The organism is Priestia sp. JV24 (assembly GCF_025910025.1).
GTDB lineage: Bacteria > Bacillota > Bacilli > Bacillales > Bacillaceae_H > Priestia > Priestia megaterium.
The window spans coordinates 58,248-69,906 of sequence record NZ_JAPCIN010000012.1; the positions used below are offsets into that span (position 1 = coordinate 58,248).

Here is an 11,659-nt window from a genome sequence, read left to right on the forward strand (position 1 = left end):
TTCACGTTTAACTATATGTGATTTATACTATGAAATGGTATAATAATCATAGTTTTAAAAGGAACTAGTTCGGAATACATATGTAAGTTCATACCTTTGTATGCTAGAATTTTTATAATAAAATGAATAAAAAATACATAAATTCTTTTGGATGAAATCACAAAACCATGGTTGTTAAGGACAATATGTAAGTAATTACCTTTAATAAAAAGTAAAAAAATTAACAAAAGTATGGGTGAAAGAGCGTAGAACATGTTTTAATAGTAAGAGAAAACAAAATGATTGAAAGAGCGTGTCGCCTTTATCTAAAATGTTAAATAAAGATTTTGACATGCTGATTTACAGATTATAAAAAGGGTATTAAATCATTGTTAGGAAAATAAATGATAATGGATAAACGGTTTTTATGTCTTCTTCTAGAAAACCTACAATTATTGCAATATTCCCCATGAACAATCGTTGTGTGTTTATTAACGATTAGCGTCCGTGTAGATCATTCATCTCAACATAAAAACACTATAACGATGTGTAGACATGCATAAAACAGAATGGGCAATAGTTCGTACTATACTTTAACATTGTATCCTAGGGGGAGTCAGGATGAACAAAATCAACTTAATTATTGCCGATGATAACGAAGATTCGGTTGAAATTTTAGATTATTTTATAGAACAGCTTCCGGAATTTGAAGTGATTAGCATCTGCAAAGACGGAGAGCAGCTTGTACAGGAAGTGATGGCTAAGAGTCCAGACCTTTTGCTCGTAGACATTAATATGCCTACGATTAACGGTGTAGATGCAATAAAAAAGTGCCTGCGCATTAAGCCGAATTTAAACTTCATTTTTATCACTGGTTATGATGAATTTGCTGTGAAGGCATTTGAGCTGTCAGCACTGGATTACATTGTAAAACCGATTGAAAAAACCAGGCTTTATATGGCGTTAGAGCGGGCAAAAAACTCCATTGGAATTGATAAAAATCAGTCAAAAAAGCCAGGGGAGAAATTAAAAAGACTACCTGTAAAATTTAATGGTTCTACTTATTACATTCCAATTGATCAAATTATTTTTATCGAGAAATCCGGAAAAAAATGCTTAATCTATACTCAATCACGTGTCTATGAGACATATGAAAATATTAGTGATATCTATATGTATTTGAACCCTTCTGTATTTAGTCAAACACACCGGTCTTATATCGTGAATTTACAGAAAGTTTCGCACATCACACCAAAAAACGAAACATATCTTGTTTATTTCTTAGAAATTGATGAATATGCTCATATCTCAAAATTAAAAATCCAAGACGTTCAAAAACAGCTGCATCAGTTAATGACGAATTAAGAGATGCTGCTGCTTCTAAAATAGCTATGTTGATGAAAGGACGAAGCTTATGCAAGTTTCGTCTATTTCATGTGTCTGCTTTCGGAATAAATGATAGTAATATAGTTCTTATGAGAAGAGTTAGATAGAAGAAGTAACGTTGAATTGAAAGGAAAGCAAATGATGTCAATTACTGGTCACTATAATGAATTTACCGTATTTCTTGCTGTCATTGTAGGGATTCTTGCCTCTTATACAGCACTTGATATTATGAGCAAAATGATAAAAAAACAGCGGAACAATTATTTGTGGCTTACACTGTCAGCAACTTCAATGGGGCTTGGAGTGGGGGCGATGCATTATATTGCTATGCTTGCTTATTATGTTCCTGTTAGCTTTCATTTTGATGCTGTACTTTCTGTCCTTGCTTTAATAATAGCGATTAGCGGATCATTAGTTGCGTTTTGGACATTCTGGAAATGGCGCACGTCGGTATGGTCAGGGCTTATTTTAGGAAGCAGCATTCTGGGTACGCATTACATTGCAATGGCAGCAATCGAAACAGAAGCACGAATTCATTATGCCCTGCTATCTGTTTTGCTTTCTATCATCATCGCCCTGGTCGTTGCATTTTATGCGATGCACTTGTTTTTTCGTTCGAAAAGCGTGAAGGCTAATCCGTTTCTTAAACTTGTTAGCTCTATTTTACTGGGCATTGGAATTTCAGTTATGCATTTCATCAGTATGTATGGAATGAAGCTGCATATTGCACACTCAGTTGCTAGAAAATGGGGGCAGTGGCTGCCGTATCAAGCGCCATTTTCCAATATTATTGCAAGTATCACAATTACGCTACTCATTGTCTTCCTGCTCGTTGCAGCTTTTAAGCGTCAGGAAGAAGTGAGGGAGAGTCAATTAAAAGAAGAGTATTATCAATCTCTTTTTAACTACAATCCCAATATTGTGTGTGCGGTTGATTTGTACGGCAATATTCAAACGATTAATCCAAAAGGAATCGAGCTAACGGGATACACGTTGCATCAAATGGAGAAAATTCCGTTTCCTTATATGTTTAGAGAAGCTGAACAAGCTGAAGAATATATGTGGAAATCTCTGAGCGGAGACTCTGTTTATTATGAAGCAACGCTCATTCGCAAAGATAATCAGCCTGTATATGTTGAAGTAACGCAAATGCCTATTATTGTTCATGATCAAATTAAAGGCAGTTACGTCATCGCCAAAGATGTGACGGACCGAAAAAAGGCTCAACAGCAGCTGTTGGATTTACAAAAAGATTTAAAACGCACGCTTTCACAGCAAGATGGCGCTATTTTTAAATTTGTGAAAAACGATAAAGGATATATTCATACCATGTGCGAAGGAAAGATGGTTCGTGAAATGGGATATGAGGAAATAGATGTTGTTGGTAAAACACTTGAAGAATTTTTGCCTGAATCCTACGCAAAAGAAAATAAGAGATACTATGAGAAGGCATGGGCGGGAGAGAAAGTGTCTTATGAAGTACTTTTGAACGACTTTGCTTACTATACGAAGTTAATACCTCATATCTACAAAGGAGAAGTACAAGAGGTTATTGGTTCTATAGTAGATATTACTGATCTTCACGAAGCAAGAGAAAAGCTGGCTAAAAGTGAAAGCATGTATCGCTCCGTTCTCTCTACAATGTCAGAAGGTGTAGTGTTTCATGACCTTGAAGGAAATCTAATTGCTGCCAATGCATACGCTGCTAAAATTCTAAACGTGCCTTACGACCAAATATTATCGGTTAACCCTTTTGGTTTAGACTGGGAAATTATTCATCCTGACGGTACACCTTTTGCACTGGAAGACATTCCATCTGTTCGTTGTCTTCACACAAAAGAGCCTGTACGAAACACGGTCATGGGCATTTATTTAAATGAGAAAAAGTTGACTTGGCTTTCGGTGAATGCTGAACCTCTTCAAGAAAGCAAATATTATAAAGGCGTAGTTGTCACATTTTATGATATTACGAAGCAACAGGAACAAGAACACGATTTGCTTCATTCCAATCAGCAAATGATTATAGCAAAAGAAGAAGCCGAAAAGGCAAATCAAGCCAAGTCTGAATTTTTATCAAAAGTAAGCCATGAGCTTCGTACGCCTTTAAACAGTATTTTAGGCTATGCACAGATATTGGAAGAGCAAGGGGAAAAAGATTTAACAGAAAAACAATTGAATCGTATACGGAAAATTTTAAAAGCAGGTAATCATCTTCTTTATTTGATAAATGAAACGCTTGATTTATCGAAAATTGAATCAGGCCACTTAGCGATTAATCTTGAACCGGTGTCGGTAAAAGAGGCAATTGAAGACGCGCTTAAAATTATGAAACCACTAGCAAAAGATAAGCATAGTATACTTTATACTCGCTTTCACGCATACCAAGAAGTCTTTATTGAAGTAGATGAACTTCGGTTTCAGCAGATCTTATTAAATCTGCTTACAAACGCCATTAAATATTCGCCCGCTTATCGCGATATCACTATCTATACCGACATCACTCAGCATCACGTAACTATATCGATCGAAGATAAGGGTTTTGGAATTCCAGCTTCAGAATTAAATCGGATTTTTGAGCCTTTCTACCGTGTGAATAGACTAGAAAAAGACGGAACAGGAATTGGGTTGGCGCTTGTAAAACAGCTTGTTGTATTAATGAATGGAACGTACGGAGTGCGAAGTGAAGAAGGAAAAGGCAGTACATTTTGGGTGCGTTTTCCTATAGGCCATCCACCTGTTCCTAAACGATTATCCAGTGGAGGGGAAGCCGAGTCATTCTTAGGTTTTTCCATGCCAATTTCAATTGTGTATATTGAGGATAACGATACAAATATCGAGCTTATGCAATCGATTCTTTATCCATATAAAAACGTTAAGCTCTTAGTTGCCAAAACAGGAGAAAACGGCATCGGGCTAATCAGGTCCATTTCACCGGATATGATCTTAATTGATATTGATCTGCCTGATATGAATGGTTTTGAGGTATGCACACAGCTTCAGCTGGAAAAAGAGTTGAAGCATATTCCGCGAGTCGCCCTGAGTGCAAGCGCGATGCAAAGCGATATCGATCAAGCTTTTTTAGTCGGTTTTAGTGAATACGTAACAAAGCCTATTCATATTGCAACGTTTTTGAATGTATTAAAACGCTTAACAAAAGCTTAACAAAAGTTTAGAGGGCTTTTAATTGACTTATTAGTGGACTCTTTGTAAAATAAAAACAACTTAATACATTTACTTCTTAAGGAGTAAAGGGGAGTAGCGTCAGGGAAACCTGAAACAAAGTCGTCATTACATGGAGTATTCCATCGGCTTTGTTGGCATAATGATTATGCTTAGCAAGACCTTTGCCATATTTGGCAAAGGTCTTTTTGTGTTTTATTCCGGTAATGAGGATAAATAAACTTATACAAGAAATGAGAGGGGATTTTTATGGATGCATCGCTTTTGTTAGAGTATGGATGGGTATTGTTAGTGCTGGTTGCATTAGAAGGAATTTTGGCGGCGGATAATGCTCTTGTGATGGCTATTATGGTCAAACATTTACCGGAAGAAAAACGCAAGAAGGCATTATTTTACGGACTAGCCGGTGCCTTTATTTTTAGATTTGGTTCGTTGTTCTTGATTTCATTTTTAGTCGACGTATGGCAGCTTCAAGCTATAGGAGCCATTTACTTATTGTTCATTTCCATTAATCATATTGTGAAGCGATATGTGAAAAAAGACGATCATGAAAAAGTGAAAGAAGCAGACGGAAAAAAGGGCTCAAGTTTCTGGATGACGGTTTTAAAAGTAGAAATAGCAGACATTGCTTTTGCCGTTGATTCAATTTTGGCTGCTGTGGCTCTCGCTGTTACATTGCCAACAACAAATCTTCCTCAAATTGGCGGACTCGATGGCGGACAATTCTTGGTGATCTTCGCCGGAGGAATTATGGGATTAATCATTATGCGTTTTGCTGCAACTTGGTTCGTGAAGCTATTAAATACGCGCCCAGGCCTAGAAACGGCGGCTTTTGCTATTGTAGGCTGGGTAGGAGTTAAGTTAGCGGTGTATACCCTTGCTCATCCGGAATTAGGTATTATTAATGAACATTTCCCTGAATCAAAAGTGTGGAAAATTACGTTTTGGATTGTGTTACTTGGCATAGCAGCTTCAGGCTGGTTTCTATCTAAAAATAAAGAACAAATTGATCTTGAAGGCTCAGAGAAAGAAAAAGAATCGTTAAAAAAAATTGAAAATCAATAATATAGAAAACGCGCCTTCAATGCTAATTGAAGGTGTGTTTTCTATATTGAGACAAAATACCTAGTTTGGATTGTGTAGATAAAGGGTAAAAGAACTAACTAATGTTTAATTATTTTATATCCGAATGTTTTGCTTTTTCGTTCATATTCTGTAGAGAACAGAAGCAGCCGTGAGTAATTCAGTTCAATGAAGTTTATTTCAGTTTATAAACATATATTTCAAATGTATGTTAATTGGTAAAATTGAGCTATTATGGGTTATAATAAAGGGAAATTAAAAGGAGCAGAGCGCTTCTCAACCCTGTTCGTCATCAAAAGAATGGATATTAACATGGTATAAAGCAACTGAGTATAGTAAAAGAGGTGAAGCCAATGCTCACAAAAGTTCAAACGCCTCCATCGCTTGAAACGCTTGTACTGACGATTCAGCAAGGGGATAAACAATTACATAACGAAATGATTCAACAATATAAACCGTTTATTGCTAAAGTTGTTTCAGCTGTATGTAAACGTTATATAAGTGAAGCTGACGATGAATTTAGCATTGGTCTGATTGCATTTAATGAAGCCATTGAAAATTACACCATCCAAAAAGGCAGATCCCTTCTTGCATTTGCGGAACTTATTATTAAAAGAAGAGTAATTGACTATATTCGAAAAGAAAAGAGAAATCAAACGCTGCTCTATAGCCGAATTGAAAATGAAGGTTTTATTCAAGGCAAGGTAGAAAGGGATATATCGCTTTCTAACTATAAAAGGCAAAATGAAACTTCATATATTCAAGAGGAAATGACTTATTTTTGTCAGACGCTAAAAATGTTTAAATTAACTCTTGAAGACATTATTAACACATCTCCTAAACATAAGGATGCAAGGGGAAATGCAGTGGAAGTTGCATCCTTTATCGTCAGGGAAAAAGAATTAAAAGATAAGCTGTTTTTAAAGCGGCAGCTTCCTATTCGCTTGATTGAAAAACATGTCAAAGTGAGCCGGAAAACAATTGAAAGAAACCGTAAATATATTATCGCGATGGTTATTATATTAGCGGGGGACTACGTGTATTTAAAAGACTATATTATGTAAGAAAAAGGCACACGCAGGTGCCTTTTTTTAGCCATGTTATGAAGTTATGTTTTATTTTTGTGTGCTGCCGCTTAAGTGAGCTTGAGCTTGTTGCACCAAGCGTTTTGTGATTTCTCCGCCTACTGAACCGTTGCTGCGTGCAGCAGTGTCAGAACCTAGAGTTACCCCAAATTCTTGAGCGATTTCATATTTATATTGATCTAAAAATTGTTCTACACCTGGTGTTAATAGTTTATTTGTTCTAGCCATGATTAGTCATCTCCTTTTTTTTTAGTGGTACAGCAGTGAACTGCTGTACCTGTATTATTTGTTGTTTCCTATTTTGCATACTGGTAATGGTTTGCAAGAAAGTATAAAAAAGCCCAGCTTTCAAAGAAGCTGGGCTTTTTTATATATTATTTTACAACTGCATATTGCTCAAGAGACTGAGCAAATGACTTTTGAAGAGATTTTACTTGTTCTACGTATGCATCAGATACGTGTTGGAATTCTTGGCGCGTTTTCTTTTGCTCTTCTACTAATTGTGTTACTACTTGATGATATTGTTCTTGAGCTTGCTTTACTAAAGAATAGCTTGATTTGCTTTGGTTAAGAGAAAGCTCTTGTAATTTATTTAATGCTTCATGCGTGCGGTTTGTCCATTCTTCATAAGAATCGGCAACAGCGTTTCCAGCTGTTTTACGTAAGTTTTCAACTGTTTTTTGTTGAAGATCTTCTAATTCAGCTTTCCATTGTTTGTCTGTTGCTTGAAGTTGTTCAACTGCTTTTGTTACAAATTCTTGCTGTTGCTCAAGTGCTTTTAACGTCCATTGCTCAATTTGTTTGTTTCCTTCTGCAATGTTTTGTAACCCCTTTGTCCATTGTTCCCACATTGCATCAATTACTGTATCATACTTTACTGTTGACATAATCAAATTCCTCCTTGAATAATTTGGTCTGGCGAACAGTTATCGTAATGAACAAAACGTTAAAGAAGAAATTCGTAGTTGTGTGATAAACCTAACATTCCGCGCTCGCTGGTTGACCGTGAAATTTAACATTATATTAGGAAACGCAGATGTACTGCGTGAATCCCTTTAATCGTTTTCTTCCTCTTTTGATTCTTTTGACTTTTTAGAAGAAGAAGAGCTAAAAGGGAACAACATGTCGGTATACATGTGAAAAAATGAATCTAACATGTTTTGATACTGTTCAAGTGAATTAGCCCACATGCTTAAATATTGTTCGCCGGCATCTGTTAATGAGTAAATCCGGCGTGCAGGTCCTTCAGCTGACGTATCCCATTGCGATGTAATCAAGTTGTCTTTTTCAAGCTGTCTCAGCGTGCGGTAGACATTTCCCTGATCAACTGATGTGAATCCAAAGCTCATTAGTTGCTGAATGAGCTTGTAACCATGTAGATTCCAACCTCTTAAACTTAAAAGAAGAAAAGGAACCATCAAGTTTTTTGGTGCACCGCTAATCGATTTTTCTAAGTTGTTTGAATTAGAGGTGTTATCTTTTTCACTTGATCCCAAGGTAATCACCCCTTCGAAAAAAGAGAATTTGTTTTCCATATGTGTAATTTACACCTAGATGAAAAACTTGTCAACACTTTAAAACAGGTCTTTCAAATACAGGAAAAAAGAACGATTTTTTGGATTTCGACAAAAAGCGTCAAAAAAATTCAAAAATAAACAAAGATTTAGAATTGTTTATTTTGGAAAACGTATTTATAATAGTACATGTAGGTAATTTTTATAACATTTATAATTTGTTGGTAAGTGAATTGTGAAAAGATTTACATTATCCAATAAATAAACGCAAAATTGGTTGCGTTTACTTAGAGCTTCTAATATGTCGCTTGTCACATTAAGTGTCCATATTGAAAGCCATCACTTTTAACGTACACAAGAAAGGAGATGGAGTTTTGGAACAGCAAAAAGTATTTGATCCGTTTCAAGCATGGAAAGACGTATATGACAAAACCGAATCTTACTGGGGTAAAGTTATTGGGGACAATATGAATCGTGAAGAATTTTCCCAGCTCATGGGAAATGTGCTAAATATGAACCTTCAATATCAACAAGCAGTAAATGAAGTAACGGGGCGCTATCTGCACCAAGTAAATGTACCAACAAAAGAAGATGTAGCAAACGTTGCGTCATTAGTCATCAATGTGGAAGAAAAAGTAGAATTATTAGAAGAGCAATTTGACGATCGTTTTGGTGAATTAGAAGCACAGCAAGAAAGTGCATCTGCTTTGAAAAAAGATGTAACTAAGCTGAAATCTGATGTCAAATCGTTAGACAAAAAACTCGACAAAGTTTTATCTCTTCTTGAAGGGCAGCAAAAAACCCAAGACGAGTTAAAAGAAACTATTCAAAAACAAATTAAAACTCAAGGTGAGCAGCTTCAGGCTCAGCTGTTAGAAAAACAAGAAAAATTAGCTGAAAAGCCAAAGGCAGAAGCTAAATCTGAAGCAAAACCATCAAACGCTCAAAAAACTGAGCAGCCAGCTCGCAAGTAAGGTATAGGGGATTTTATAACAACATTAACTGCTGTATTTACAGTAAAAATCATCGCTGAAGAAGCAAGGGGGAAATTTTTCATGACAACATTACAAGGTAAAGTAGCAATCGTAACAGGCGGATCTAAAGGTATCGGGGCAGCAATTACACGTGAGCTTGCTTCTAATGGAGTAAAAGTAGCAGTAAACTATAACAGCAGTAAAGAATCTGCAGAAGCAATTGTAAAAGAAATTAAAGACAACGGCGGAGAAGCTATTGCGGTTCAAGCTGACGTGTCTTATGTAGATCAAGCAAAACACCTAATCGAAGAAACAAAAGCTGCGTTTGGTCAATTAGACATTCTAGTAAACAATGCTGGAATTACGCGCGACCGTTCATTCAAGAAGTTAGGTGAAGAAGATTGGAAAAAAGTAATTGATGTAAACTTACATAGCGTATACAACACAACATCAGCTGCGCTAACGCACCTTTTAGAATCTGAAGGTGGTCGTGTTATCAATATTTCATCAATTATTGGTCAAGCGGGCGGATTTGGTCAAACAAACTACTCAGCTGCTAAAGCAGGTATGCTAGGATTCACTAAATCATTAGCGCTTGAACTAGCTAAGACAGGCGTAACAGTTAATGCAATTTGCCCAGGGTTTATTGAAACGGAAATGGTGATGGCAATTCCTGAAGATGTTCGTGCAAAAATTGTTGCGAAAATTCCAACTCGTCGCTTAGGCCACGCTGAAGAAATTGCACGTGGAGTTGTTTACTTAGCAAAAGACGGCGCGTACATTACAGGACAACAGTTAAACATTAACGGCGGCTTATACATGTAATAAATGCTGGCCCTGACTTTTGTCGGGGCTGTGCTTGTTAACTAACTACTAATGGAATGAAAGGGTGTGTATATTCGTGGCAATTCCTTACGTGCAAGAGTGGGAAAAATTAATCAAATCAATGCCAAGTGAATATAAAAGTTCTGCAAGACGTTTTAAGCGTGCATATGAAATTATGACAGCAGAAGCGGAACCGGAAGTTGGATTAACACCAAAAGAGGTTATTTGGAAAAAGAACAAAGCAAAATTATACCGCTATACGCCAGTAAAAGATAACCTGCATAAAACACCAATCTTACTCGTATATGCATTGATCAATAAACCGTATATTTTGGATTTAACACCTGGAAACAGCCTTGTTGAATACTTATTAAACCGTGGTTTTGACGTGTATTTGCTTGACTGGGGAACTCCAGGGCTTGAAGACAGCAATATGAAGCTAGATGATTATATTGTAGATTATATTCCAAAAGCGGCGAAAAAGGTGCTGCGCACTTCTAAATCTCCTGATTTGTCTGTTCTTGGTTACTGCATGGGCGGAACTATGACATCTATTTTTGCTGCATTAAATGAAGACTTGCCGATTAAAAACTTAATTTTTATGACAAGTCCATTTGATTTTTCGGATACAGGTTTATACGGAGCATTCCTAGACGATCGCTACTTTAATTTAGATAAAGCAGTAGATACATTCGGAAACATCCCTCCAGAGATGATTGACTTTGGAAACAAGATGTTAAAGCCAATCACGAATTTCTATGGCCCATATGTAACGTTGGTGGACCGTTCGGAAAATCAGCGGTTTGTTGAAAGCTGGAAGCTAATGCAAAAGTGGGTTGCTGACGGAATCCCATTTGCTGGTGAAGCTTATCGTCAGTGGATTCGTGACTTCTATCAACAAAATAAATTAATCAATGGTGAACTTGAAGTTCGCGGACGCAAAGTAGATTTGAAAAATATTAAAGCTAATATTTTAAACATTGCTGCTAGCCGTGATCATATTGCGATGCCGCATCAAGTGGCAGCTTTAATGGACGCTGTTTCAAGTGAAGATAAAGAGTACAAATTGTTGCAAACAGGTCACGTATCTGTTGTATTTGGTCCAAAAGCAGTGAAGGAAACATATCCTTCAATCGGCGATTGGCTAGAAAAACGCTCTAAATAAAATAAAGAAGCGGCTGGGACAAAATTATTTTAGCCGAAGTGAAAAACGAACCACTGATATTAGTGGTTCGTTTTTTTGTTATGGTAAACGTAGGTTTCAAATATATAGTTGCTTCTAGCTGTTGATTGGAGGGCAAGGCGAAGACTCCTGCAGGAAAAGCGGAACAGGTGAGACCCCGCAGGAGTGTCAGCGACGAGGAGGTTCACGGGCCGCCCGCGGAAAGCGAAGTCTTGCACGGAAATCAACAGCGATGTCACGAGCGTTTCAGCACATGTATCCCATTTGTTCGTCTTTAGATTGGATTCATTTAATTATGTCTCAACCTCGTTTTTTTTTGTAAACAGACAATATTGATTGACGGTTCTTTATGCGGGCTGCTGGAATATATGATATCTAATGACAAGTGAGGTGACTTCTTTTATACTAATGTAGTCACCTTCTTGAACATGGGATTTTTTACATGGATAT

The 11,659-nt window shown here is 36.7% G+C and carries 11 protein-coding genes and 1 riboswitch; of the genes, 8 read left to right on the top strand and 3 right to left on the bottom strand.

Annotated elements, in window-relative coordinates; translation table 11 throughout:
* Positions 1-600 precede the first annotated feature (600 nt).
* From OK414_RS05985 to sigI, 4 genes are all read left to right on the top strand, one after another.
* On the top strand, positions 601-1,344 hold the full coding sequence (locus tag OK414_RS05985) for a LytR/AlgR family response regulator transcription factor (protein ID WP_016763362.1): 744 nt from the start codon (positions 601-603) through the stop codon (positions 1,342-1,344).
* Positions 1,345-1,488: 144 nt separating this feature from the next.
* Positions 1,489-4,527, top strand: a complete 3,039-nt coding sequence (locus OK414_RS05990; protein ID WP_263045442.1) for a PAS domain S-box protein — start codon at positions 1,489-1,491, stop codon at positions 4,525-4,527.
* Positions 4,528-4,603: 76 nt separating this feature from the next.
* Positions 4,604-4,698, top strand: a riboswitch (yybP-ykoY riboswitch).
* Between the two features lie 96 nt (positions 4,699-4,794).
* A complete protein-coding gene (locus OK414_RS05995; RefSeq protein WP_034653587.1) occupies positions 4,795-5,610 on the top strand; it encodes a TerC family protein in 816 nt (271 codons plus the stop codon).
* Between the two features lie 371 nt (positions 5,611-5,981).
* On the top strand, positions 5,982-6,692 hold the full coding sequence (gene sigI, locus OK414_RS06000; protein ID WP_095379832.1) for an RNA polymerase sigma factor SigI: 711 nt from the start codon (positions 5,982-5,984) through the stop codon (positions 6,690-6,692).
* A 51-nt stretch (positions 6,693-6,743) separates the two neighbouring features.
* Here the strand turns inward: sigI and OK414_RS06005 are convergent, their stop codons facing one another.
* From OK414_RS06005 to phaQ, 3 genes are all read right to left on the bottom strand, one after another.
* Positions 6,744-6,941, bottom strand: a complete 198-nt coding sequence (locus OK414_RS06005) for an alpha/beta-type small acid-soluble spore protein (RefSeq protein WP_013055933.1) — start codon at positions 6,939-6,941, stop codon at positions 6,744-6,746.
* 146 nt (positions 6,942-7,087) lie between these two features.
* Positions 7,088-7,600: a polyhydroxyalkanoic acid inclusion protein PhaP gene (gene phaP, locus OK414_RS06010; protein ID WP_013055934.1), complete on the bottom strand. Its 513-nt coding sequence runs from the start codon at positions 7,598-7,600 to the stop codon at positions 7,088-7,090.
* A gap of 168 nt (positions 7,601-7,768) precedes the next feature.
* Positions 7,769-8,248: a poly-beta-hydroxybutyrate-responsive repressor gene (gene phaQ, locus OK414_RS06015; protein ID WP_013082201.1), complete on the bottom strand. Its 480-nt coding sequence runs from the start codon at positions 8,246-8,248 to the stop codon at positions 7,769-7,771.
* A gap of 353 nt (positions 8,249-8,601) precedes the next feature.
* Here phaQ and phaR point away from each other — a divergent pair, with 353 nt between their 5' ends.
* The 4 genes from phaR (at position 8,602) to OK414_RS06035 (ending at position 11,531) form a co-directional block, all read left to right on the top strand.
* Positions 8,602-9,201 (top strand): polyhydroxyalkanoic acid synthase subunit PhaR, encoded by a 600-nt coding sequence (gene phaR / locus OK414_RS06020; RefSeq protein ID WP_034653582.1) that lies wholly within the window; start codon positions 8,602-8,604, stop codon positions 9,199-9,201.
* A gap of 81 nt (positions 9,202-9,282) precedes the next feature.
* Positions 9,283-10,026: an acetoacetyl-CoA reductase gene (locus tag OK414_RS06025; RefSeq protein WP_013055938.1), complete on the top strand. Its 744-nt coding sequence runs from the start codon at positions 9,283-9,285 to the stop codon at positions 10,024-10,026.
* Positions 10,027-10,102: 76 nt separating this feature from the next.
* Positions 10,103-11,191 carry a class III poly(R)-hydroxyalkanoic acid synthase subunit PhaC gene (locus OK414_RS06030; protein ID WP_016763365.1) on the top strand — a complete coding sequence of 363 codons (1,089 nt, stop codon included), beginning with the start codon at positions 10,103-10,105 and terminating at the stop codon, positions 11,189-11,191.
* Positions 11,192-11,312: 121 nt separating this feature from the next.
* A complete protein-coding gene (locus tag OK414_RS06035) occupies positions 11,313-11,531 on the top strand; it encodes a hypothetical protein (RefSeq protein ID WP_263045441.1) in 219 nt (72 codons plus the stop codon).
* Positions 11,532-11,659: the final 128 nt, after the last annotated feature.

What these genes read in the sequence shown, in the direction of transcription:
- OK414_RS05985 (WP_016763362.1), top strand. Translation starts at nt 601, where the DNA reads ATGAACAAAATCAACTTAATTATTGCCGATGATAACGAAGATTCGGTT.
- OK414_RS05995 (WP_034653587.1), top strand. Translation starts at nt 4,795, where the DNA reads ATGGATGCATCGCTTTTGTTAGAGTATGGATGGGTATTGTTAGTGCTG.
- sigI (WP_095379832.1), top strand. Translation starts at nt 5,982, where the DNA reads ATGCTCACAAAAGTTCAAACGCCTCCATCGCTTGAAACGCTTGTACTG.
- OK414_RS06005 (WP_013055933.1), bottom strand. Translation starts at nt 6,941, where the DNA reads ATGGCTAGAACAAATAAACTATTAACACCAGGTGTAGAACAATTTTTA.
- phaP (WP_013055934.1), bottom strand. Translation starts at nt 7,600, where the DNA reads ATGTCAACAGTAAAGTATGATACAGTAATTGATGCAATGTGGGAACAA.
- phaQ (WP_013082201.1), bottom strand. Translation starts at nt 8,248, where the DNA reads ATGGAAAACAAATTCTCTTTTTTCGAAGGGGTGATTACCTTGGGATCA.
- OK414_RS06025 (WP_013055938.1), top strand. Translation starts at nt 9,283, where the DNA reads ATGACAACATTACAAGGTAAAGTAGCAATCGTAACAGGCGGATCTAAA.